At 71.3% G+C, this 23,947-nt stretch carries 19 protein-coding genes; 8 read left to right on the forward strand and 11 right to left on the reverse strand.

Annotation, left to right across the window (positions count from 1 at the left end):
* Positions 1-58: 58 nt before the first annotated feature.
* Positions 59-1,888 carry an acyl-CoA dehydrogenase gene (locus tag ACZ3IL_RS10620; protein WP_467388683.1) on the reverse strand — a complete coding sequence of 610 codons (1,830 nt, stop codon included), beginning with the start codon at positions 1,886-1,888 and terminating at the stop codon, positions 59-61.
* A 250-nt stretch (positions 1,889-2,138) separates the two neighbouring features.
* On the opposite strand from ACZ3IL_RS10620, the gene ACZ3IL_RS10625 reads away from it, so the two are divergent.
* From ACZ3IL_RS10625 to ACZ3IL_RS10635, 3 genes are all read left to right on the forward strand, one after another.
* Positions 2,139-2,624, forward strand: a complete 486-nt coding sequence (locus tag ACZ3IL_RS10625; protein ID WP_388694965.1) for an SseB family protein — start codon at positions 2,139-2,141, stop codon at positions 2,622-2,624.
* Positions 2,625-2,823: 199 nt separating this feature from the next.
* Positions 2,824-3,786, forward strand: coding sequence for a pirin family protein (locus tag ACZ3IL_RS10630; RefSeq protein ID WP_467388686.1), 963 nt, complete (start codon positions 2,824-2,826; stop codon positions 3,784-3,786).
* A 238-nt stretch (positions 3,787-4,024) separates the two neighbouring features.
* The gene (locus ACZ3IL_RS10635; protein WP_467388688.1) at positions 4,025-5,155 is read left to right on the forward strand and encodes an AI-2E family transporter; all 1,131 of its coding nucleotides are present in this window, start codon (positions 4,025-4,027) and stop codon (positions 5,153-5,155) included.
* 52 nt (positions 5,156-5,207) lie between these two features.
* Here ACZ3IL_RS10635 and ACZ3IL_RS10640 read toward each other — a convergent pair whose 3' ends face one another.
* Entirely contained in the window at positions 5,208-7,328 is a 2,121-nt protein-coding gene (locus ACZ3IL_RS10640) for an ATP-binding SpoIIE family protein phosphatase (RefSeq protein WP_467388690.1), read from the reverse strand.
* Positions 7,329-7,474: 146 nt separating this feature from the next.
* On the opposite strand from ACZ3IL_RS10640, the gene aspS reads away from it, so the two are divergent.
* Positions 7,475-9,298, forward strand: a complete 1,824-nt coding sequence (aspS, locus tag ACZ3IL_RS10645) for an aspartate--tRNA ligase (protein ID WP_467388692.1) — start codon at positions 7,475-7,477, stop codon at positions 9,296-9,298.
* Positions 9,299-9,448: 150 nt separating this feature from the next.
* On the opposite strand, the gene ACZ3IL_RS10650 is transcribed toward aspS, so the two are convergent.
* The 8 genes from ACZ3IL_RS10650 to ACZ3IL_RS10685 form a co-directional block, all read right to left on the reverse strand.
* On the reverse strand, positions 9,449-9,856 hold the full coding sequence (locus ACZ3IL_RS10650) for an Imm50 family immunity protein (protein ID WP_467388694.1): 408 nt from the start codon (positions 9,854-9,856) through the stop codon (positions 9,449-9,451).
* On the reverse strand, positions 9,843-10,346 hold the full coding sequence (locus ACZ3IL_RS10655) for an Imm50 family immunity protein (RefSeq protein ID WP_467388695.1): 504 nt from the start codon (positions 10,344-10,346) through the stop codon (positions 9,843-9,845). The genes ACZ3IL_RS10650 and ACZ3IL_RS10655 overlap by 14 nt, the downstream gene beginning before the upstream one ends.
* Positions 10,336-14,976: a putative T7SS-secreted protein gene (locus ACZ3IL_RS10660; protein ID WP_467388697.1), complete on the reverse strand. Its 4,641-nt coding sequence runs from the start codon at positions 14,974-14,976 to the stop codon at positions 10,336-10,338. The genes ACZ3IL_RS10655 and ACZ3IL_RS10660 overlap by 11 nt, the downstream gene beginning before the upstream one ends.
* Entirely contained in the window at positions 14,976-15,623 is a 648-nt protein-coding gene (locus tag ACZ3IL_RS10665) for a hypothetical protein (RefSeq protein ID WP_467388699.1), read from the reverse strand. Before ACZ3IL_RS10665 ends, ACZ3IL_RS10660 begins: the two co-directional genes overlap by 1 nt.
* On the reverse strand, positions 15,620-16,207 hold the full coding sequence (locus tag ACZ3IL_RS10670; RefSeq protein ID WP_467388701.1) for an SseB family protein: 588 nt from the start codon (positions 16,205-16,207) through the stop codon (positions 15,620-15,622). The genes ACZ3IL_RS10665 and ACZ3IL_RS10670 overlap by 4 nt, the downstream gene beginning before the upstream one ends.
* Before the next feature lie 189 nt (positions 16,208-16,396).
* Positions 16,397-17,230, reverse strand: coding sequence for a hypothetical protein (locus tag ACZ3IL_RS10675; protein WP_467388702.1), 834 nt, complete (start codon positions 17,228-17,230; stop codon positions 16,397-16,399).
* A gap of 38 nt (positions 17,231-17,268) precedes the next feature.
* Positions 17,269-18,144, reverse strand: a complete 876-nt coding sequence (locus ACZ3IL_RS10680) for a helix-turn-helix domain-containing protein (RefSeq protein WP_467388704.1) — start codon at positions 18,142-18,144, stop codon at positions 17,269-17,271.
* A 299-nt stretch (positions 18,145-18,443) separates the two neighbouring features.
* Positions 18,444-18,881, reverse strand: a complete 438-nt coding sequence (locus ACZ3IL_RS10685) for an ATP-binding protein (protein ID WP_467388706.1) — start codon at positions 18,879-18,881, stop codon at positions 18,444-18,446.
* Between the two features lie 155 nt (positions 18,882-19,036).
* On the opposite strand from ACZ3IL_RS10685, the gene ACZ3IL_RS10690 reads away from it, so the two are divergent.
* Together ACZ3IL_RS10690 and ACZ3IL_RS10695 are read left to right on the forward strand one after the other, a co-directional pair.
* The gene (locus ACZ3IL_RS10690; protein ID WP_467388708.1) at positions 19,037-19,879 is read left to right on the forward strand and encodes a helix-turn-helix domain-containing protein; all 843 of its coding nucleotides are present in this window, start codon (positions 19,037-19,039) and stop codon (positions 19,877-19,879) included.
* Complete coding sequence (locus ACZ3IL_RS10695) at positions 19,876-20,142, forward strand: DUF397 domain-containing protein (protein WP_467388710.1); 267 nt, start codon at positions 19,876-19,878, stop codon at positions 20,140-20,142. The genes ACZ3IL_RS10690 and ACZ3IL_RS10695 overlap by 4 nt, the downstream gene beginning before the upstream one ends.
* A gap of 127 nt (positions 20,143-20,269) precedes the next feature.
* Here the strand turns inward: ACZ3IL_RS10695 and metG are convergent, their stop codons facing one another.
* Positions 20,270-21,877, reverse strand: a complete 1,608-nt coding sequence (metG, locus tag ACZ3IL_RS10700) for a methionine--tRNA ligase (RefSeq protein ID WP_467388711.1) — start codon at positions 21,875-21,877, stop codon at positions 20,270-20,272.
* A gap of 131 nt (positions 21,878-22,008) precedes the next feature.
* Between metG and ACZ3IL_RS10705 the strand changes: the two genes are divergently transcribed.
* Positions 22,009-22,662: a response regulator transcription factor gene (locus ACZ3IL_RS10705; RefSeq protein ID WP_467388712.1), complete on the forward strand. Its 654-nt coding sequence runs from the start codon at positions 22,009-22,011 to the stop codon at positions 22,660-22,662.
* Entirely contained in the window at positions 22,659-23,795 is a 1,137-nt protein-coding gene (locus tag ACZ3IL_RS10710) for a sensor histidine kinase (RefSeq protein ID WP_467388714.1), read from the forward strand. Before ACZ3IL_RS10705 ends, ACZ3IL_RS10710 begins: the two co-directional genes overlap by 4 nt.
* Positions 23,796-23,947 lie beyond the last annotated feature (152 nt).

Consider the following 23,947-nt stretch of genomic DNA (forward strand, 5'->3'; position numbering starts at 1 on the left):
GGACGGGCCGTTCCCGCGCTGGACGGGAGGGTGTTCCGGTCGCCGCGCGGAGCGGGTCCTAGAACGCGGCCTCGTCCAGGTCCATCAGCGAGCCGTCGATGGCCTCGGCGAGCGCGCGCTCGGTGGAGACGCCGGGCAGGACGTTGGCGGCGAAGAACTTCGCGGCCGCGATCTTGCCCCGGTAGAAGGCGGCGTCCTTGCCGGAGGCGCCGGCGGCCAGCTTCTCGGCGGCCACGGCCGCGCCCTTGAGGAGCAGGTAGCCGACGACCACGTCGCCGGAGGCCATCAGCAGGCGGGTGGTGTTCAGGCCGACCTTGTAGATGTTCTTGACGTCCTCGCCGGTGGCGGTGAGGTCGGTGAGCATCGCGCCGACGATGCCCTCCAGGTCCACGGCGGCCTTGGCGAGCGCGTCGCGGGCGCCGGCCAGCTCCTCGCCGCCGGTGCCGACCGCGAGGAACTTCTTGATCTCCTCGGCGAGCGCGTTCAGGGAGGCGCCCTGGTCGCGGACGATCTTGCGGAAGAAGAAGTCCTGGCCCTGGATGGCCGTGGTGCCCTCGTAGAGGGTGTCGATCTTGGCGTCCCGGATGTACTGCTCGACCGGGTACTCCTGCAGGAAGCCGGAGCCGCCGAAGGTCTGGAGCGACTGCGCGAGCTGCTCGTAGCCCTTCTCGGAGCCGTAGCCCTTCACGATCGGGAGCAGCAGGTCGTTGAGGCCGTGCAGCGCCTTGGCGTCCTCGCCGGCCGCTTCCTTGATCGCGATCTCGTCCTGCACGGAGGCCGTGTAGAGGACGAGGGAGCGCATGCCCTCGGCGTACGCCTTCTGCGTCATGAGCGAGCGGCGGACGTCGGGGTGGTGCGTGATGGTGACCTTGGGCGCGGCCTTGTCCATGAAGTTGGCCAGGTCGGTGCCCTGGACGCGCTCCTTGGCGTACTCCAGGGCGTTGAGGTAGCCCGTGGAGAGGGTGGAGATCGCCTTCGTGCCGACCATCATGCGGGCGAACTCGATGATGAGGAACATCTGGCGGATGCCGTCGTGCTTGTCGCCGACCAGCCAGCCCTTGGCGGGGTGCTTGTCGCCGAAGGTCATCTCGCACGTGTTGGAGGCCTTGAGGCCCATCTTGTGCTCGACGTTGGTGGCGTACACGCCGTTGCGGGCGCCCAGCTCACCGGTCTCCCAGTCGAACTCGTACTTCGGGACGAGGAAGAGGGAGAGGCCCTTGGTGCCGGGGCCGGCGCCCTCGGGGCGGGCGAGGACGTAGTGGAGGATGTTCTCCTCCATGTCGTGCTCGCCGGAGGTGATGAAGCGCTTGACGCCCTCGATGTGCCAGGAGCCGTCCTCCTGCTGGACCGCCTTGGTGCGGCCGGCGCCGACGTCCGAGCCCGCGTCGGGCTCGGTGAGCACCATGGTGGAGCCCCAGCGCTTCTCGACGGCGATGCGCGCGACCTTCTTCTGCGCCTCGTTGCCCTCGGTGTAGAGGATGCCGGCGAACGCCGGGCCGGAGGAGTACATCCAGATGGCCGGGTTCGAGCCGAGCAGCAGCTCCGCGTAGGCCCAGATCAGGGAGCGGGGGGAGACGGTGCCGCCGATCTCCTCGGGGATGCCCAGGCGCCAGTACTCGGACTCCATGAAGGCGTCGTACGACTTCTTGAAGGAGGCGGGGACCGGGGCGGTGTTGGTCTCCGGGTCGAAGACGGGCGGGTTGCGGTCGGCGTCGGCGAAGGACTCCGCGAGCTCGTTCTCGGCGAGGCGGCGGATCTCGTCGAGGATGCTCTTGGCGGTCTCGACGTCCATCTCCTCGAACGGACCGGTGCCGTACACCTTGTCGCGCCCGAGGACCTCGAAGAGGTTGAACTCGATGTCGCGGAGATTCGACTTGTAGTGCCCCATGGCGACGGCTCCGTAAGGCTCGGGGAGGGAGGTTCCTCGTACACGTACCAGCGAGTAGCAAAACGCTCTCTCCGATGATGCTACCCGTCGGTAATAAGGGCAACCCCTGGCGGGCATCTGTGACGCGCCTCGCCCGCCCCGCCCGTCCCGGGGGCCCCTGGCGCCCCACGGGTCCCGCCCCGCCGGACGTACCGGCGGGTAAGGGGCGCGGGGCCCCGGCGCGGCCCCGCCGCTCGCTAGTCTGGGGGCCATGTACGGATACGGCCAGCACGCAGACGGTGGTACCGCCCAGCAGCAGTACATCCCGCCGCAGCAGGGCGGTATGGAGGGCGGCGCGCAGGGGTACGGACACCAGGCCCCGCTCTACCCCGAACCCTCCCCGCCCTCCCTCGCGGACGCGGTGCGCGCCTTCACCACCGGCACGCTGGCCGCCGAGGACTTCCAGCAGATCTTCGCGACGTCCAAGGTCTACTGCCCGCGCGGCGACAACCCCGGCTTCCTGGCCCTGCACAACACCCAGCACCCGGTCATCCCCATGTTCACGTCCCTCAAGGAGCTGCGGCGGTACGCGGGCAAGGAGTCGAAGTACTTCGTGATCACCGGGGCCGAGGTGATCGACCTGCTGCCGACGGGGTACGGCTTCGTCCTCGACATGGAGGGCGACCACCGCATGGTCTTCGACGCGAAGGCCGTGGAGCAGATGGTCGACTTCGCGATGCGGCGGATGTACGGCTGACGCGGACGGCCGCGAACGGCCGCGAACGGCTGAGCGGCCGTGGAGTCGCGGGCGGGTCGTGGAGCCGCGCGGCCGGCGCGGACGGTCCGTGCGGAGAGCGCCCGGGGGGAATTCCCTCCGGGCGTTCCGCGTTCCCGGTGGCAAGAAGTTCACTGTTCAACTAAAGTGGACGCGCAAGGTCCCCCAAGGAGGTCCCGCCATGCCCGCCGTGACTGTCGAGAACCCGCTCACCCTGCCGCGCGTCGCCGCCCCCGCCGACGCCCCGGCCCGCCCCGTGCTCGCCGTGACCACGGCCCCCTCCGGATTCGAGGGAGAGGGCTTCCCGGTCCGCAGGGCCTTCGCGGGGATCAACCACCAGTACCTCGACCCGTTCATCATGATGGACCAGATGGGTGAGGTGGAGTACGCGCCCGGAGAGCCCAAGGGCACCCCCTGGCACCCCCACCGCGGCTTCGAGACCGTCACCTACATCATCGACGGGACCTTCGACCACCAGGACTCCCAGGGCGGCGGCGGCACCATCACCAACGGCGACACCCAGTGGATGACCGCCGGCGCCGGCCTCCTCCACATCGAGGCCCCGCCGGAGTCCCTGGTCGTCAGCGGCGGCCTCTTCCACGGCCTCCAGCTCTGGGTGAACCTGCCGGCCAGGGACAAGATGATGGCCCCCCGCTACCAGGACATCCGCGGCGGCCAGGTCCAGCTGCTCACCTCCCCCGACGGCGGCGCCCTGCTCCGCGTCATCGCGGGCGAGCTGGACGGCCACGAGGGCCCCGGCGTCACCCACACCCCGATCCGGATGATCCACGCCACCCTGCGCCCCGGCGCCGAGATCACCCTCCCCTGGCGCGAGGACTTCAACGGCCTCGCGTACGTGCTCGCCGGACGCGGCTCCGTCGGCGCCGAACGGCGCCCGGTCCACACCGGCCAGACCGCCGTCTTCGGCAAGGGCGGCTCCCTCACCGTCCGCGCCGACGAGAAGCAGGACGGCAACACCCCGGACCTGGAGGTCGTCCTCCTCGGCGGCCGCCCGATCCGCGAGCCGATGGCCCACTACGGCCCGTTCGTCATGAACACCCAGGCCGAACTGCGCCAGGCCTTCGAGGACTTCCAGGCGGGCCGCCTCGGCACCATCCCGGCGGTGCACGGAATGGGAGAGTAGGGACGAGGACCGTACGGGCCGGGGCGCGCGCTCCGGCCCGTACGGCTGTCCGCCGCCCCGCCGCCCCGTCGTACGGCTATCCCCGCCGTCCCGCCGTCCGCGCCCGGCGGTGCCCCTCCGCGCGGAGCCGCCGGCACCCGTGGGGCCCGCCCGGCGCCCGCGCCCGCGCTGACGCCCCGTCCCCCGTACGGACCGTCAGCGCGCGACGGCGCGCCGGACGGCGTGGTCCGGTGGTCGGGTGCAGACGACCACCGGACCGCTCCTTCCCGAATCCGCCCGCCGGACCGCCGCCTGGTGCGCCGTCCTGCTGCTCGTCGCCGGGGTCACCGCCGTCGGGGTCTGGCTGTGCGTCACCTTCAGGACGGCCGTCACGCCCGTCCTGCTCGCGATCCTCGGCACCGCCCTCCTCGGCCCGCTCCACCGGCGCCTGCTGCGGATGAGGGTGCAGAAGTCCCTCGCCGCCGCGCTCACCGTCCTCGCCGTCCTCGCGGTCGTCGGCGGCGCCGCGTACATCGTCGTCGCCGCCCTCGTCGACACCGGAGACCAGATCGTCGCCTCGCTGCGGCGGGCCGCCCAGGACGTCGCCCGGCACTTCGGCGCGGTCGGCACCTCCCTGGACGACCTCAGCGGGAACGCCGGGAACCTCCTCAAGAAGTTCGGCGGGACCGCCGCCTCCGGGGTGCTCTCCGGGATCGGCGTCGTCGGCCACCTGCTGGCCACCGCCGTCCTCGCCCTGTTCCTCGTCTTCTTCTTCCTCCGCGACTCCGACCGGGCCGCCGGAGCCCTGCGCTCCGTCGTCCCCGGGGACACCGGCGACGTCGTGGAGGCCATGGCGCGCCGGGCCTTCGAGGCCGTCGAGGGGTTCATGCGGGGCACGACCTTCATCGCCCTGGTCGACGCGACCCTCATCGGCGTCGGGCTGCTCGTCCTGCGCGTGCCCGGCGCGGTCGGGCTGGCGGCGCTCGTCTTCGTCACCGCCTACATCCCCTACCTCGGCGCCTTCCTCTCCGGGGCGGTCGCCGTCCTCGTCGCCCTCGCCGACCGGGGCTTCGTCATCGCCCTGTGGGCGCTCGGCGTCGTCCTGGCCGTCCAGGCCGTCGAGGGACACCTGCTCCAGCCCCTGGTGCAGAGCCGCACCGTGCACATGCACCCGGCCGCCGTGATGCTGGCGATCACGGCGGGCGCGTCCGTCGCGGGCATCCTGGGCATGCTGCTCGCCGTCCCCCTGACCGCCGCCGCGACGGGCATCCTGGGGGAGCTGCGCGACCGGTACGGGGAACGGGAGGGACCGGAAAAGCAGGGGAAGCCGGAAAGGCCGGGGAAGCCGGGGGAGGGCGACGGCGGGGCGCACCGCGCGGACGGCGCCTGAGAACCGGGGCCGGGCCTGCTTCGGCGCGCTGCCCCGCTCCGGGAGCCCGCCCCTACTCCTCCGCCACCGTCTCGTTCAGCTCGAACCAGATCGTCTTGCCCTCGCCCCGCGGGTCGACGCCCCACGCGTGCGCCAGCATCTCCATCAGGAGCAGGCCGCGCCCGCTCGACGCCATCTCGCCCGGCCGGCGCCGGTGGGGCGGTTCGTCGCTGGTGTCGGAGACCTCCACGCGCAGGCAGCGGGACCTCTCGCCGCAGGAGACCTCCGCGAGCACGAACGCGTCGCCGTCCGTGTGGACGAGGACGTTGGTGACCATCTCGGAGACCATCAGGACCGCCGAGTCGGTCTGGTCCTCGTCCGCCCAGTCGTGCAGCAGCTGCCGCACCTGCTCCCGGGCCTCCGCGATCCGCTCCGGTTCCGCCTGGGCGATCGTCATCAGGGTGCGGCGCGGGGCCTCCCGCACGGTGCCGGCGGGGCGGCGGGAGAGCAGCAGGAGCGCGATGTCGTCCTCGCGCCGGTCCGCCAGCGGGCCCGTGGTGTGGTGCGAGCCGGGGCCGTGGACGGCCTCCACGAGGGTGTCGGCGAGGGCCTCCAGGTCCTCGCCGTCGTGGGACTCCAGAGTCTTCCTGACCCGTTCCCAGCCGCTGTCCAGGTCGTGCCCGCCGGTCTCCAGGAGGCCGTCGGTGCAGACCATCAGGATCTCGCCGGGGTCCAGGGTCAGCCGGGTGGTGGGATAGTCCGTGTCGGGGACGATGCCGAGCGGCAGGCCGCCGGCCGTCGGTTTGAGCAGAACCGTTCCGTCGTTCATCCGCACCGCCGGTTCGGGGTGTCCCGCCCGCGCGATCTCCACCCTCCCCGTCTCCAGGTCGACCTCCAGGTACAGGCAGGTCGCGAAGCGCGGACCGCCCTCCCCCTCCTCCCCGTCCTCCCCGCCCGTGCCGTCCGTGATCCCGTACAGGAAGCGCGAGGCGCGCGAGAGGACCGCGTCCGGCCGGTGCCCCTCGGAGGCGTACGCGCGCAGGGCGATCCGCAGCTGCCCCATCAGGCCCGCCGCCCGTACGTCGTGCCCCTGGACGTCCCCGATGACCAGGGCGATCCGGCCCGTGCCGTCCCCGTCCGCGCGGGAGCTGCCGCCCGGCAGCCGGATCAGGTCGTACCAGTCGCCGCCCACCTGGAGCCCGCCGCCGGTCGGCACGTACCGCCCGGCGACCCGGACGCCGGGCACCCCCGGGCCCAGGACCGGCATCATCGTCCGCTGGAGGCCGAGCGTCAGCTCGCGCTCCGACTCCGCCACGCCCGCACGCGCGAGGGCCTGCGCCAGCATCCGCGCCACCGTCGTGAGCACGGAGCGCTCGTCCGGCGTGAAGGCCACCGGGTGCTTGAAGGCGGCCATCCAGGCCCCCATCGTGCGCCCGGAGACCACCAGCGGAAGGAAGGCCCAGGAGCGGCGCCCGAAGCGCCGGGCGAGCGGCCACGTCGCGGGGTAGCGGCCCAGGTACTCCTCCGGCGTCGGCAGGTAGATCGCCCGGCCCGTGCGCACCACCTCCGCCGCCGGATAGTCGGTGTCCAGCGACATCGACGTGAAGGGCTCCTCGTCCTCCCGGCGCTGCCCGTGGTGCCCGATGACCGTCAGCCGGTCGCCGGCGACCCCGAAGACGGCGAGCCCGTCCGGCGAGAAGCCGGGCATGGAGAGCGAGGCGGCCACCCGCAGGACCTCGGCCGTCGACCGCGCCTCCGCCAGCGCCCGGCCGGCGTCGAGGAGGAAGGCCTCGCGGGAACGGCGCCAGTCGCCGGTGACCGGGGTGCGGGCGGCGATGCCCGGCGACTGCTCCGCGACCTCCTGGAGGGTGCCGACGAGCTGGTAGCCGCCCTCCTCGACCAGCGGCTTGGACCGGCTCCGCACGGTACGGATCACCCGTCCGTGCTCGTCCATGATCCGCAGCCGGGACTCCGCGAGGGTGCCCTCGGCGACGGCGAGCCCCACCACCCCGTCGATCTCGTTCCAGTCGACGGGGTGGAACCGGGAGCGCACGGCGGCCTCGGTCAGCCGTACGGGCTCGGCGGGCAGCCCGAGCAGCCGGGCCGCCTCCGCGTCGAGCGAGACGATCCCGGACGCGTTGTCCCAGCGCCACAAACCGGTCGCGATGGCGGCCAGGACGTCCTCGGTGCGCATTGCCCCACTTTATGAAGAGGTGACCGCGGGCCGCCACCGCCGGTATTCGAAAAGCGATCATGACCCGGCCGGTACGCTGGAAACCTTGGCGCTGTCCTTGAAGCCGTCAAGATTTCCACCGAATCCCGAAGACTGGATGAACGACGATGCATCGGTACAGGTCCCACACCTGCGGCGAGCTCCGCGCCTCTGACGTCGGCACCGACGTCCGGCTGAGCGGCTGGCTGCACAATCGGCGCGACCTGGGCGGCATCCTCTTCATCGATCTGCGCGACCACTACGGCATCACGCAGCTCGTCGCCCGCCCCGGCACCGCCGCGTACGACGCGCTCGACAAGCTGACCAAGGAGTCGGTCGTCCGGGTCGACGGCAAGGTCGTCTCGCGCGGTGCCGAGAACGTCAACGCCGAGCTGCCCACCGGTGAGGTCGAGGTCGAGGTCGCGGAGGTCGAGGTCCTCGGCGCCGCCCAGCAGATCCCCTTCACCATCAACGCCGACGACGGCGTCAACGAGGAGCGGCGCCTGGAGTACCGCTTCCTCGACCTGCGCCGCGAGCGCATGCACCGCAACATCATGCTGCGCTCGGCGGTCATCGCGTCGATCCGCTCCAAGATGGTGGCCCTCGGCTTCAACGAGATGGCGACCCCGATCCTCACCGCGACCTCCCCCGAGGGCGCCCGTGACTTCGTCGTCCCCTCCCGCCTGAACCCGGGCAAGTTCTACGCGCTGCCGCAGGCCCCGCAGCAGTTCAAGCAGCTCCTGATGATCTCCGGCTTCGACCGGTACTTCCAGATCGCGCCCTGCTTCCGCGACGAGGACGCCCGCGCCGACCGCTCGCCGGGCGAGTTCTACCAGCTCGACGTCGAGATGAGCTTCGTCGAGCAGGAGGACGTCTTCCAGCCGATCGAGAAGCTCATGACCGAGCTGTTCGAGGAGTTCGGCGGCGGCCGCCACGTCACCTCGCCGTTCCCGCGCATCCCGTTCCGCGAGTCGATGCTGAAGTACGGCAACGACAAGCCCGACCTGCGCACCTCCCTGGAGCTGGTCGACCTCACCGACGTCTTCGCGGACTCCGGCTTCAAGGCGTTCGCGGGCAAGCACGTCCGCGCCCTGGCCGTCCCGGACACCGGCGACCAGCCGCGCAAGTTCTTCGACTCCCTCGGCGACTACGCCGTCTCCCTCGGCGCGAAGGGCCTGGCCTGGGTCCGCGTCGGCGAGGGCAACGCCCTGACCGGCCCCATCGCCAAGTTCCTCACCGAGGACGACGTCGCGGTCCTCACCGAGCGCCTGGGCCTGAAGCCCGGCCACGCCGTCTTCTTCGGCGCGGGCGAGTTCGACGAGGTCTCCAGGATCATGGGTCCGGTCCGGGTCGAGGCCGCCAAGCGCGCCGGCCAGTTCGAGGAGAACGTCTTCCGCTTCGCGTGGATCGTGGACTTCCCGATGTACGAGAAGGACGAGGAGACCGGGAAGATCGACTTCTCGCACAACCCGTTCTCGATGCCGCAGGGCGGCCTGGAGGCCCTGGAGACCCAGGACCCGCTGGACGTCCTCGGCTGGCAGTACGACATCGTCTGCAACGGCATCGAGCTGTCCTCGGGCGCCATCCGGAACCACGAGCCCGAGATCATGTTCAAGGCGTTCGAGATCGCGGGCTACTCGAAGGAGACCGTCGAGACCGAGTTCGCCGGCATGCTCCGCGCCTTCCAGTTCGGCGCCCCGCCGCACGGCGGCATCGCCCCCGGCGTGGACCGCATCGTCATGCTCCTCGCGGACGAGCCCAACATCCGCGAGACCATCGCCTTCCCGCTCAACGGCAACGCCCAGGACCTCATGATGGGCGCCCCGACGGAGCTGGACGAGGCCCGCCTGCGCGAGCTGAACATCCAGCTCCGCAAGCCGGTCGAGAAGCCGTCCGCGAAGACGGAGGACCGCCCGGTGACGGACGCGGTCCACCCGGACGCGGCGCGGTAAGCGGTACGAGACGCCGACGACGTACTGACGAGGGGCCCGGAACCGTGGGTACGGTTCCGGGCCCCTCTCGCCTGACGTCAGGTCCTCGCCGGAAGGATGAAGGTTTCTACAGGAATTATGAGTGCGGGATCAAGCGAACTGAATCTGCGATCACTCCGCCCCTGCGAGGTAGGTTCGCGTCCGCGTCAGGGCGGACCCGGATGCATTGAAGTGGATACGTGAACTCGCTGCTTCGACGGAAACCTGGATCCGATCATCCTCTTGAGGGCGCAGTGTGACTCTTGCGTTGCTGATGCTGAAGTCCCAGCCGATTACCCGAAGGTCTTTTACCCCCGTGAATTTCAGGTAGAACTCAACGGCATTGTATTCCCTGTCCGCCCAGGCTGGTGGAGGGTCGTCGGGAAGCGCGCGAGTCTCGAACATCAAAGTTACCGATGCGCCTCTTTCGTCGATCTGTGCATAATTTAGCTTGCATTCGCTCAAGCTGGGGGGTCTCGTGTAGAGGTTTGCCACTTCGCTCGCCGAGTCGACAAGCGTTGTCCAGTCAGACTCTTTCATAAAACGTTCTGTCCTCGGGGTTCGGGATGGTTTTGTGGCGCCTTTTGTCGAGATTCCTCAAGAAGAGGTGCGGGACTTCATCCGTACCGCCGCTGCCGATCTTGAAGGCACTCACGTGCCCTACCTGCGCGGAATTGCTACTGGTGAAGGTGAGGTCCACCCGAGCACCCGTCAATCGAACCCGAACCCTCTGGTTCTTTTCGAGGGGTTCGGCCCTGAGGAGTGTGGCAGGCGCAGGCGGGTCCCACTCCGACAGGAGGAGATCGTCTACGGCGAGAAATCTCAGATGGCACTGAACGGTGTCGACTTCTGCCGATTTCCAGTCCTGGGGGGGATCTTCCGGGAAACTCGAAATGTCCACTCGGAGCGTGATCGTCGGGCCTCGCCAGTTCAGGTTTACCGAGCGCAAGCGAAACTCATTGAGCGGGGGAGCTGTGCCATACAGGTCGAGGATGTCACCCGCATGAGTCAGGCTGAGATTATCGATCATAGTAGTAGTGCTCCTCGGTACCCGGTACCTGGCCGTTGCGGGTGTCTTCAAAAGGTCTCACATGTACGTGCGACGGCTGGTGACCAGGCTCCCCGGGCTTCTGGTGTCCAAACCAGTGGTCCTGAAATACGATGAGGTCCTGTCCGTTGGGGTGTTCGTACACCTCTTCCCGGTAGTAGATCGGCTGGTGATTTTCATCCAGCAACTGCTTTGCTCCTTGCCACTCCGGTGTCGTCGCGGGGACGTAGTCGTCCACTTCGATGGGTGTGGCTCCTTCCGGAATTCCTGCTTCTCTCAATGCTGTGGCCTTGGCCTCTGCCAGGCCGCGTCCGGCCTTCGCGGGAGGACACCCGTCAGGCGCAAGGCCCAGCGGATCGCCCCATGTGTGCGGGTTGTGCACGTACGCGGCCGGGTTCGGCGCCGGGCCCAACCCCCACGGGTCCTGGCTCAGGTACCGCGCCGACTCCGGGTCGTAGTACCGGAAGTAGTTGTAGTGCAACCCCGACTCCGGGTCGAAGTACTGGCCCGGGAAGCGGAGGGGGGTGTACGCCGTGGCGTCGCGGTTCCAGGTTGTCGTGCCCCAGAGGGTGGAGCGGGTGCGCCAGGCCAACTCTCCCGACTCGTCGACGAGTTCCGTCGGGGTGCCGATCAGGTCGGTGACGATCGCGAAGAAGCGTTCGTCGTCCGTGTCCGTGCGGCGTTCCGTCTGGGCCAGGGGGCGCAGGCCCGCGTGGTCCCAGGTCAGGACGACGTTCTCGGTCGTCTGCTCGCAGAGGGCCGTGCCGTCCCACGTGAAGTGGACCGTCTCGAAGGGGGACCGTTTGGATATGCGGCGGCCCAGGGGGTCGTACGCGTAGCTCCAGACCGTGCCGTCCGGTGTCGTCACCGACGTCAGCCGGTCCTCCGCGTCCCACGCGTACCGCCAGGTGTCCGGCTTCCGCGACAGGCGGGTCTTCCGGCGCAGGACGATCCGGCCCTGGGCGTCGTGCTCGTAGCGGACCGCCCCCGCGCGGGTGATCCGCGTCCCCTCGTACGCGCGCGGCCCCGTCGCGGCGTGGGACGGGTGCGCGGACGGCCAGTCCGCCTCCGTCTGGTTGCCGGCCCCGTCGTACGCGTACCGCTCCGTCCACCGGTCCGCCCGCACCGCCGTGACCCGCCCCGCCCCGTCCAGGTCGAAGCGGCGCGTCCCCGAGAACCCGTCCGTGACGGCGACCAGACCGCCGTCAGGGCGGTAGTCGTACGTCCGGCGCTGGAGGCGACCGCCGCCGCGTGGGGACGTGACCTCCTGCGCCGTCAGCCGGCTCATCACGTCGTACGACGACGTCAGCGACGCGAAGTCCGCGACCGAGCGCTCCACCTCGCGGCCCAGCGCGTCGTAGGAGAAGGCCAGTTCGTGCCCGGACGCGGTGAGGTTCGTCCTGCGGCCCGCCGCGTCGTACGCCCACGTGCTGACCGAACCGCCCGGCGTCGTCCTGCCCGTCCTGCGGCCCGCCGCGTCGTACGCGTACGACAGCGTCCGTCCGTTGACCGTCTCGGACACCAGACGGCCGTAGCGGTCCCGGAGGCGTTCGAGGCGCGCGTCCGGGTTCGTCGCCACCGCCAGCTCGTCGAAGACGTCGTACTCGTAGGTGCTGACCGCGCCCTCGGCGTCCTTGCGGACGATCCGCCCGAGCGCGTCCCGCTCGAACCGGACCGCCTGGCCGAGGCCGTTCGTACGGGAGACGAGCCGGCCCGCCGCGTCGTACGCGTACCCCAGCGTCCGCCCGTCGAAGTCCGTCTCGGACAGGGTCCGGCCCGCCGGGTCGTAGGCGTACTCCCAGGTCAGGCCCTGTGGGTTCGTCACCCGCGTCAGGCGCAGGTTCGTGTCGTGCGTGAACTCGTACCGCACCCCGTCCGGGCCCGTACGCGAGGTCAGCAGGTCGAAGTCGGTGTACGCGAAGCGGGTCGTGCCGCCCGACGCGTCCGTGTGGCTCAGGCAGTTGCCCTCGCCGTCGTACGTCCAGGACTCCTCCGTGCCGTCGGGCGCGACGCGCCGGGACGGCCGGCCCTCCACCGTCCACTCCAGGCGCGTGACCCCGCCGAGGGGGTCGGTGATCCGGACCGTACGGCCGAAGGCGTCGTACGCGTACCGGGTCGTGGCGCCCAGCGGGCCGGTGATCCCGACGGGCAGGCCCCGGGAGTCCGGGACGATCCGGGTGGTGGCGCCGAACGGGTCCGTCACCGAGACGAGCCGGCCCGCCGTGTCGTACGCGAACTCCGTCCGGGCGCCCGAGGGCGCCGTCACCGACGTGCGGTTGCCGCGCTCGTCGAAGGTCTGGCGCACGGCGTTGCCGTCGGCGCCGACGATCCGCACCGGGAAGCCGTTCCCGTCGTACTCGGCCCGCGCCCGCCGCCCGTCCGGGCGTTCCACGGACGTCGGGCGCCCCCGCTCGTCGTAGCTCGAACGGCTGACGTGGCCCAGCGGGTCCGTCCGGGACAGCAGGCGGTTGTGGCGGTCGTACGCGAAGCGGGTGACCGCGCCCAGGGGGTCGATCTCGGCGACGACCCTGGAGCGTCCGTCGACGACGAACCGCTTGGTGTGCCCGAGCCCGTTGGTGATGGACGTCGTCCTGAGTCCGGTCTCGGGGTCGGTGTCGTCCCAGGTGAAGTGGGATTCGAGGTGGCCGTTGGTTCCGGCCTGGTAGGTGCAGCGGTCCTGCTCGTCGTAGACGTAGTCGAAGCGGCTGCCGTTGGTGTCGGTCCACGACGTGATGCGGCCGTGCTCGTCGCAGCCGAAGCGCAGGGGCCGCCCGGAGGAGTTGACGACCTCGGTGAGGTGCCCGTCGGTGTAGCCGTAGCGCAGGATCTCCTGGTCGGAGCCGTCCGGTGCCGCGCCCGCGAGGTGGAGGGCGGTCACGCGGCCCGCGTCCGTGGTCAGCTTCAGGTGGTAGCCGCCGTGGTGGACGATCGACTCCGGGGCGCCCGTCTCGTCGTACTCGAAGGTGATCCGGTTCCCGTTGCGGTCGTCGATCCGGACCAGGAGCGCGAGCCCGTCGCCGTGGCCGGCGAAGTGCCGGACCGTGCCGGTGTCGGGGTCGGTGATCGTGTAGCCGTCCCCGACCCGGTCCAGCGGCCACCGCCGCCCGTGCGCGGGCACGACCGGGACCCCGGGGGCCGGGTGCGGGTAGGCGAGGAGGCTGCCCTCGTCACAGCCGAAGACGACGCCCTCCGCGTCGATCTCCAGGCGCTGGTCCACCGTCGACGACCACGTCGGGCCGAACCAGCGGCCGGAGCGGTGCGAGGAGTCGAAGACGCGCCGGAAGACCAGCGGCAGCGAGCCGGGCAGGGCGATGTCCGTCTGCGGCAGCAGGACGCGGCCGGACGCCATGTCCACCGGGTCGCCGTCGCACACGTTCTCACGGCACTCGTTGCTCCGGTTGTCCGGGTCCTTCTCGTGGTCCCCGCGGCTGCTCCCCGGCTTCTCCGGTTCGCCGGCGCCGCCCGGCTTCCTCGATCCGGGCAGGTGCTTCGCGCCGTTCGGGCCGAACCGCGCGCCGCCGCGCGCCAGTCCGGTGCCCTTCGTCCCGATCAGCTCCGGCACCAGGCGGCCGAGGAACTCCGACGGGTCGCCCTTCGCCGCGTCCCAGGAGTTCTTCAGCGCCCGGTCCGGGTTCGCCGCCGAGGAGACCAGGCCGGCGAGCGTCATGTGGACGCCCTTGTAGTACTCCGCGGGGTGGGTCAGGTTGTACGGGTCGGTCGGGTTCACCGAACGGACGAAGTTGACCAGGCCGGCCCCGCCCTTGATGACGCCCCCGCCGAAGTGCGCCAGTTCGACGCCCTGCCCCAGGAGGTGGTCCGTCAGCTCCAGCTTGACCCGCTCGCGGCCGGAGGGCTCCTTCGGCGCGTGGGCGAGCGCGGCGCGGACCGCCGCCTTCGCGGTCTCCCCGGCCTCGTCGCGCGCCCTGCGCGCGTCGTTCAGGATCTCCCGGGCGCGCTGCCGCTTGGCTTCGCCGGGGTCGGGGCAGGGGCCGGGGTCGGGGAGCGGGCTGTCCCCGCTCAGGGCCGCCGTGTACGCCTCGACCTTCTTCCGGTGGTTGTCCTCGGCCGCCTTGGAGTCCTCGTCGCCCTCCTTGTACAGCGCGATCGCCTCGCGGGCCTTCCCCTGGGCGCTCACGACCGTCCCGGCGTACGTCTCCAGCGCCTCGGCCGCGCTCTCCATCGCGTCCGCCGCGTGGAGCCACTCGGTCGGCAGGGGCTGGAACTTCTTGCGGAACGCCTCGGCGGCCCCGCCCTTCCAGTGGCCGGCGTCCAGCTTCTTCATCCCGCCGCCGACCAGGTCGAACGCGCGCTGGAAGTCCCGCAGGTTCTTCACCGTCGCGGCGATCTTCTCGGGCTTGCCGTGGACGAGCTCCTCGGCCCGCTCGGTCTGCCCGAGCCGCTTCTCCCCGACGTGCGCGCCGAGTGAGGAGGCGGTCTCGTCACCCCAGCCCTCGACCGAGTCCGCCCAGTCGTGCGCGCCCACCCCGTCCAGGAGCCGGCCGGTCTGGTCGGTCGCGAAGTCGATGCCCTTGCCGGCGAACTCCTTGCCCTTGTCGATGCCGTCGCCGAACTTGTCGATGCCCTTGTCGAACAGTTCCCCCCAGTCCGCCATCAGCGGTTCTCCCCCCACCGCGGCTGTTCGGCCTGTTCGACCGTCGCCCGGTCCGGGCCGAGACTCTCCTCGAGCCGCCCGTCCACACCGTCACGCGCCGCCGGGTCGATCAGCCCGGCACGCTCCATCGCGTCCAACTGGGCGTCCATCACGTCGTAGCCCGTGTTCTTCCAGGTCTGTTCGATCTCCGCGCGGGCCCCGGCCAGCGAGCCCGGGCTCCAGTCCGCGTCGTCCCACGCGCGCTGGTCGCGCACGGTCTCCCAGCGCATCTTCTTGACGTCGTCCTCGGACAGGTGCGGGTTGCCGTTGACCGCGTTCACCCCGATCTTGAACGAGTCCTTGACGTACTGCTCCTGCTCCGCGAACGAGCCCGCCGACAGGCCGACCCCCTGCGCGAAGACGTTCCCCCGCAGGGAGAGCGCGCGCACCCCCCACTCCCACCGTTCGCAGAAGGTCCCGAACTCCGACGCCAGACCGCCGTGGCCCAGCTCCAGCCCCGAGAGGGCGAGGTCGGAGAAGCCCCGGCCCGCCGACGCCTCACCGGTCATGCCGAGCTCCTTCAGCTCGGCGTGCGCCAGGTCGATGCCCTTCGCGATCGCCGCCAGCGCCTCCGCCGACGCCGCGAGTTCGGGCTCGTTCCCACTCATCGCGTCCCCGCCCCCCTGTCCGTGCGCGCACCCGTGTCCGGGGACGTGCCGGTCCCCGCCCCGGTCTCCCCGAGGTCCACCGCCACCTCGTCCGGGACGATCCCGGCCACCGGCGGGAACAGCGTCCCGTCCGCACTGCCCGCGTCCAGCGCGACCCCGCCGGGGCCGGGCAGCATCGGCACCATCACGTCGAGGAGCCGCGCGCCCAGGATCGTCCGGTACGCCCACGGGCGTCCCGTCTCCCCGCGCGCCTCCGCGAACCGGGCCAGCGCCTCCTCGTCCGAGAAGGCGCAGATCCACCGGACGCCGTTGAAGTCGGCGGTCCACAGGCTCTCCCGCTCGTCGAGCGGCACCAGGACGGCGGTACGCCGGAACGCGCCCAGCAAACGCGCAAATTCACGGCGGGCCGTCGCGATCGCGTCGTCCGGCCCCGCCCGTTCCGAGACGGCCGGCGCCGGCACGGCGGGCACCGGTGGTGCGGGCGGAACCGGGAGGTGGGCCAGTTCCGTCAACTTCGAAACCGGTCGAGGCTTCGGCATGTCGTCCCCGTTGTCCTTCACGCCCGCATGCTGCCATGTGCCCATTCACATGAGCAACGAACAAAGGAGCGATCCCGCCATGCCGGTGACCGGTGACGAGCCCCCCCTGCTTCCCGGGATCAGGGGCGGCTCGTTCCCGCGGAAGGGGAGGGGCGGAGCCGGGCAGGGAGGGACGAAGGCGCCGTGGGGGAGGGGCGGGAGCCCGGTGCTCCCGCGCTTGTCCGCCCGCCGGGGCTACTCCTCCGCGAAGATCTCTTCGGCCGAGGCGGCCGTGACGGCCCGGGTCAGCCAGACGCGCAGCGTATCGGGGTCGCCGCACGCGGTGACGCGGGCGCGTACGTCCTCGGGCACGTCGAGGCCGCGCTGCTCCAGGACCAGCAGTACGGCGTCGGCGGCGGCCTGGGCGCGCCCTTCGGCCTGGCCCTCGGCCTTGCCTTCTGCCTTGCCCTCGGCCCGGCCTTCGTCCCGGATCTCTTCGGCGAGGTACGACTTGTAGAAGGAGAGGTCCACGGCCACCAGAGTCCTCCAGAGGTCCTGGGCCGGGCGCTTGCCCAGCCCCTGTGCGGTGAATTCGATGATCGGGTCGGCGACGTTCTCGGGAACGTCCCGCAGTGCGGTGGACAGTGCCAGGTCCTCGGCGGCTTTGGCCGGGTCGGTGATGACGGGCATGTTGTGCGGGCCCACGACGATCGGCCGGATCTCGAGGGTGGGCATGGAGGAGGGGCCGCCGGCGACCGGCCGGGCGGCCCATTCCGCCGTGGTCCGGTCCTGGCAGACCACGAGCAGGGAGGTCGGCAGGCCGTACTTCGTCCACAGGTAGGAGGCGTAGTACGCCCAGCTCGCCGGCTTGGACGGGTCCTTCCTTCCCTGCGCCTCGATGGCGAGGAGGAGGGAGCCGTCCCGGGCGCTGTCGAGCCGCAGGAGGGTGTCGACGCGGCGCTCGACCGGCCGTGTCTCGGTGAGGTCGTTGGGCAGGACGATCGCCTCGACGGTGTCCGGGAGGGGGAGCCCCAGCACGTCCTTCAGACGGCTGAAGAGGTGGAGGTCGTGCCGGAAGATGTGGTGCATCGCTTCGTGCGGTGGGTTGACCGCGGGGTTCCTGATTCCTAGGAGTGTGGGGACGGAGTCGGCCGGGTGCGGCAGGCGCCGCAGGTTCCGGGTTCGGGAGCGCGGTGGGCGCGGTCGCAGACGTCGCAGTTCTGGAGCGGGTGCCGGGCGGAAGGGGCCCCGGGCGCACGGAACGGCGGCAGGGGCGGGAGCTGGGCGGCGAGGCGGTGGGCCAGGAGGGCGGCCGGGCGGTGCAGGGGCTCCGGCGGGAGGCCGGTGGTCAGGGCGTGGTGGACCTCCTCGGGTGTGAGGTCGCGCTCCAGCCAGGCGGCGACGCCCGGGGCGAGGTGTTCGGCGTCGGTCGCGGAGACCAGGAGGCGGGGGTCGGTGCGGCGGAGGCCCGAGAGGACTCCGAGGGCGGTCGCGAGCAGGCCGGGGGCGGGGTACGCGGGCCGCGGTACGGCGGGCAGGGCGCGGCGCGGCGGCTTTTCCTCCCGGCGGGCGGGGCGCTCGGGCTTCGGCTCGTCCGTGGCGGCGGCCCGGCCCGGCTGGTTGCAGGACACCGTGCGGGTGACGATGCGCCCGTCCCGGGTGCGCTCGCGGGTACGGCGCAGGTAGCCGTGGGCCTCCAGCTCGCGCAGGGCACCGGCGATCCGGGTCGTCCCCTCGGGGAAGCGGGCGGCCAGGCTCCTGATGTCGACGGACGCGCCGCCGGGGAGCGACTGGATGTGCACGCCGAGGCCGATGGCGAGCAGCGACAGCTCGGGGTGCTGGGCGAGGTGGTTGCCGATCACCGTGAAGCGAGTGGTGTGACGGGCGTTGTCGTGCGTGACGCCGCCGTGACGCGTGGCCGCTCCGGCTCGCCGGGAGGGGAGGTTTTTCCCGTCATTGCGGGACTGGGCGTGCGGGTGCGCGCTAGTGTGCTGGGTACCCATCGGGAAGCCCTTTACTTCCTGGATGGTCAGGCCCTCGCCTTGGGATCGCTAGTCCCGGCGGGGGCCGACGCATGTCTGAGGCCGGCGGTCATATGCCAGTGGGGCAGAGCGTAAGACAGGCAACCCGTCCCAAAGCCAGCCGTGTTGGTGTTTTTCACCCGGGCGAGTGAGCGCCTGTCCGAGCGGGAGGAGGGGTGGGGCTCGGTGGGTTTCTTTCTCTCCGGTTGTTGTCCCGGGAGACCGTCCGCCTCACCGGAGACCAGGTTCCCGGGACCCGGTGCCTGAGTCGTTTACGCGGGTCAGGGGTGGGGGAGAGCGAGTTCGGCCCACACGGTCTTCTGCGGTACGGGGCCGAGGCCGACGCCCCACCGGTCGGCCAGCGCCTCGACCAGGAGCAGCCCGCGCCCGCCGTCCCCGTCCCCGCCCGGTGAGGGCGGCCGGAGGCGGGGGAGGGCGTCGGCCCGGGTGTCCGTCACCTCGACCCGGAGCACCCCGGCCGAAAGCCGGAGCGCGAGACGGAAGTCCCGGCCCCCGACCCGGCCGTGGGTGACCGCGTTCGCCGCGAGTTCGGCGACGACCTGTGCGGTGTTCTCGGCCACTCCGTACGGCAGTTCGAGATCTCGCAGCCATGCGGCGGCGAGCAGCCGGGCGAGCCGGGCGCCGCGCGGCGTGGACGACAGCAGGAGGCCGAAGTCGCGGGCGGGGGAGGGGGCTTGGGTGGTGTTCTTCTGGTTCACGGCACCGAGCGTGGCCGCTCCTGCCTACCGTGAACAGTGACTCCACCGGTACGTAGGGTGACTGTCCGGAGCTTGTCCACCGCTGTCCGGTCTGTCCGAAGCCTCGTCACGGGTAGGGGCGACGCGGCCGGACAGGACAGACGGAGGAGTGTGGGATGTCGGTGGAGGAACCCAGCTGGGAGGTCGACCCGGACGACGAATGGGGTGTCGCCGTCATCGCCACTGTCGGACGCCAACTGCGCCTGCGCCGCGAGGCGGTGGGCATGCGGGCCGCCGAGTTCGCTCTCGCCGTCGGTTACGGCGAGGACATGATCTACAAGATCGAGAGTGGGAAACGCATTCCGCGCCCCGAGTTCCTGGACAAGTCGGACGAGATCCTGGGGGCGGGTGGCCTCATCTCGGCGATGAAGGACGACGTGGCGAAGGTCCGTTACCCGAAGAAGGTCCGCGACCTCGCCGAACTGGAGGCGCGTGCGGCCGAGATGCAGCTCTACGACCCGCTCAACATCCACGGGCTGCTGCAGACGCCCGAGTACGCGCGCGGACTGCTCCTGATGAGGCGCCCGGCGTACACGCAGGACGAGGTGGAGCGGTACATGGCGGCACGCGTGGCCCGCAAGGCGGTGTTCGAGCGGCTTCCCGCTCCGGAACTGAGTTTCGTACTGGAGGAGTGGACGCTCCGGCGGCCACTGGGAGGAAAGGAGGTGCTCCGCCGTCAGCTGGAACACCTTCTGGAAGCAGCCGAGTTGCGGCAGGTGGAGCTCCAGGTGATGCCGATGGCGCGGGCGGAGCACGCGGGCTTGGCGGGGGGCATCGAGGTGCTCAAGTTCGAGGACGGCTCGGCGGTCGGCCGATCACCGGCGGTGGCCAACGGAAGGCCGGTGACCGACCTGCGGCAGCTCCGTATCCTGGAATTGCGCTATGGCATCATCCGGACTCAGGCCCTCACGCCCAGTGAGTCCACCGACGTCATCCAGGGACTGCTAGGAGAGACATGACGCACAACACCTCCGCCGGGGATGTCTCTGATCTGGTGTGGTTCAAGAGCAGCTACAGCAGCAGCAGCGAAGGTGACTCCTGCGTCGAGGTCGCCTGGCGCAAGAGCAGTTACAGCGGCGGCAACGACGGCAACTCCTGCGTCGAGGTCGCCGCCACCCCCGCCACCGTCCACGTCCGTGACTCCAAGGTCCTCGACGGCCCCCAACTCGCGGTCGGGACCGGCGCGTGGGCCGGGTTCGTGAGGTACGCGGCCCGCGCCTGAAGAAGGCTACTCCGGAGCAGGGCCGCACTCCTCGCCCCGGTCCCGTCCCGGCGGCCCGTGGCGCGTACGGCGAAGGCCGCCGTCCCGTGCGTACGGGGCGGCGGCCTTCGTCACGGCCGGGGGGCCGTCAGTCCTTCTTCGGGTCCTCCAGGCGCGGGAACAGCACCGCGCCCTTCGTCACCGTCGCGCCGGCCGGGAGCTGCCCCCACGTGGCCGCGTCCTGGACCCGCTGGTCGGCCAGGGCCCCCAGGGACTCCTCGGCGCCCAGGGAGTCCCAGAGGGCCTGGGACGTCTCCGGCATGACCGGGTTGAGCAGGACCGCGACCGCGCGCAGGGACTCGGCGGCGGTGTAGAGGATCGTGGCGAGGCGGGCGCGGCCCTCCTCCGACTCGTCCTTGGCGACCTTCCACGGTTCCTGCTCCGTGATGTAGCCGTTGACCTGCTTCACGAAGTCGAAGATCGCCAGGATGCCGGCCTGGAAGTCCAGCTCCTCGCCGATCTTCGCGTCGGCCGTCGCCACGGCCTTCGCCAGGCCGTCGTGGACGGCCCTCTCCGCGTCGCCGTCCGCCGCCGGCGCGGGCAGCGCGCCGCCGAAGTACTTGCCGACCATGGCCGCCACGCGCGAGGCGAGGTTGCCGTAGTCGTTGGCCAGCTCGCTCGTGTAGCGGGCGGTGAAGTCCTCCCACGAGAACGAGCCGTCCTGGCCGAAGGCGATGGCCCGCAGGAAGTACCAGCGGTACGCGTCCACGCCGAAGTGCGAGGTCAGGTCCTGCGGCTTGATGCCGGTCAGGTTCGACTTCGACATCTTCTCGCCGCCGACCATCAGCCAGCCGTTGGCGGCCACCCGGCCGGGGACCGGCAGGCCCTGCGCCATCAGCATCGCCGGCCAGATCACCGCGTGGAACCGCAGGATGTCCTTGCCGATGAGGTGCACGTCCGCGGGGAAGGTCTCCTCGAACTTCGCCTGGTCGGCGCCGTAGCCGACGGCCGTCGCGTAGTTCAGGAGCGCGTCGATCCACACGTAGATGACGTGCTTCTCGTCCCACGGCACCGGGACGCCCCAGTCGAACGTCGAGCGCGAGATCGAGAGGTCCTCGAGGCCCTGCCGGACGAAGTTCACGACCTCGTTGCGGGCCGACTCGGGCTGGATGAAGCCCGGGTTCGCCTCGTAGAACTCCAGGAGCTTCGGGCCGTACGCGCTCAGCTTGAAGAAGTAGTTCTCCTCCTTGAGGATCTCCACCGGCTTCTTGTGGACGGGGCACAGCTTCGTGCCGTCCTCCGCCTCGATCAGGTCGCCGGGGAGCTTGTACTCCTCGCAGCCCACGCAGTACGGGCCCTCGTAGCCGCCCTTGTAGATCTCGTCCTTGTCGTACAGGTCCTGCACGAACTCCTGGACGCGGTCGGTGTGACGCTTCTGCGTGGTGCGGATGAAGTCGTCGTTCGCGATGTTCAGGTGCTCCCAGAGGGGCTTCCAGGCCTCCTCCACGAGCTTGTCGCACCAGGCCTGGGGCGTCACGTCGTTCGCCTCGGCCGTGCGCATGATCTTCTGACCGTGCTCGTCCGTGCCGGTGAGGTACCACACCTTCTCGCCGCGCTGACGGTGCCAGCGCGTGAGCACGTCGCCCGCTACGGTCGTGTAGGCGTGGCCCAGGTGAGGAGCGTCGTTGACGTAGTAGATGGGGGTCGTGACGTAGAACGCCTTCGTCCCCCGCTTCTCGGTTCCAGTGGCCGCCATGGCCGAAATCCTAACGGCCCCGTGAAGATCCCCTCACATCGTCGGACCCGGGCGGGACCGTGGCCCGGGGAGGGGGCCGGCGCCGGGGGGCGGGCGCCGGGCGCCGGGACGGCACGGGGAAGATGGACGGCATGCGTGTACTCGTAGCGGAGGACGAGCGGGTCCTCGCGGGACTCGTCGCCACCGGGCTGCGGCGGGCCGGTTTCGCCGTCGACACCGTCCACGACGGCGAGGACGCCCTGGAACGGCTCGGCCTGTACGCGTACGACGTCCTCGTCCTCGACCGCGACCTGCCCCGCGTCCACGGCGACGAGGTCGCCCGGCGGCTCGTCGCCGGCGGCTCCCGCACCCGCATCCTGATGCTGACCGCCGCCACCGCCGTCGAGGACCGCGTCGAGGGCCTCGACCTGGGCGCCGACGACTACCTCGGCAAGCCCTTCGAGTTCCCCGAGCTGGTCTCCCGCGTCCGCGCCCTGCGCCGCCGCTCCGCCCGCCCCCTGCCGCCGCTCCTCGAACGGGCCGGACTGCGGATGGACACCGTCCGGCGGACCGCCACCCGCGACGGGCGCGACCTCGGCCTCTCCCCGAAGGAGTTCTCCGTCCTCCAGATCCTCCTGGAGGCCGACGGCGCGGTCGTCTCCGCCGAGGAACTGCTCGAACGCGCCTGGGACGCCCACGCCGACCCCTTCACCGGGGCCGTGCGCGTCTGCGTGAGCAAGCTGCGGGCCAAGCTGGGGGAACCCCCGCTGATCGGCACCGTGCAGGGCGTGGGGTACCGGCTGTGAGCCCGTCCGGCGGCCCCCCGGGTGCCTCCGGCGACGGGGAGGACCGCTCAGGCCCCGGCGTCCGGGACGCCTACCTCGGCTCCGGGTCCACCATCCGGACCCGGATCGCCCTCGTCTACGGCGGCGCCTTCCTCGTCCTCGGCGCCGTCCTCCTCCTCGTCGTCGACCTGCTCGTCCTCGCGGGGACCGCCGGGGCGACCGACGTGATCGTCTCCCGGGCGGACGGCACCGGCGGGACGGAGGCGTACCGGCTCGGCGACGACATCACCCGGGCGGCGGCCGAACAGATGCTCATGTGGTCCTGCCTGGCCCTGCTCGTCACGGCCTGCTGCGCCGTCGTCGTCGGCTGGTGGACCGCCGGGCGCGTCCTGCGGCCGGTGCACGAGATGACCGCCCGCGCCCGCCGCCTCTCCGAACGGAACCTGCACCAGCGGCTCGCGGTGCGCGGACCCGACGACGAGCTGAAGGAGCTGGGCGACACGATCGACGCGCTGCTCGGACGCCTGGAGAAGGCCTTCGACAGCCAGCGCCGCTTCATCGCCAACGCCTCGCACGAACTGCGCACCCCGCTCGCCACCCAGCGCGCCGCCCTCCAGGTCGGCCTCGGCGAGGACTGCGAGGTGCGGCAGATCCTCCTCGACACCAACCGGCACAGCGAACGCCTCCTCGACGGCCTGCTCCTCCTCGCCCGCGGCGAGCGGGGACTCGCGGAGAGGGAGGACGTCCCCCTGGCCGAGACCGTCGCGGAGGAGTACGAGGACGTGGAGGTGGGGGACGGGAGCGGGGTCGTACGGGGGAGCCGGGTGCTGCTCCGACAGCTCGTGCGGAACCTCGTCGCGAACGCGGTCGCGTACAACGTCCCCGGGGGCACGGTCCGCGTGCGGGTCGACGGCGGAGTCCTGACCGTCGTCAACACCGGACCCGTGATTCCCCCGGACGGCGTCGAAGCCCTCTTCGAACCCTTCCGGCGGGGCGAGGGACGGGACCGGACGGGGCCCGGCGCGGGGCTCGGACTCTCCATCGTCCGGTCGATCGCCGTCGCCCACGGGGGCCGCGCGACGGCGGTGGCACGGAGCGCGGCCGAGGGCGGCGGACTCGTGGTGACGGTGACCCTGCCGGTCGGCACGCGGTGAGCCGCCGGGTCCGCGCCCGGCCCCGGGCCTGATCCCGGTCTCGTGCCTGATCGCGTGCCTGATCCCGACCCCGCGCCCGTTCCCGGCGCCCCGTTCCCGGCGCCCCGTTCCCGGCGCCCCGGGCGCGGCCACCGGACCGGCGGCCGCGCCCC

It is taken from the genome of Streptomyces sp. NPDC014907 (assembly GCF_055562975.1).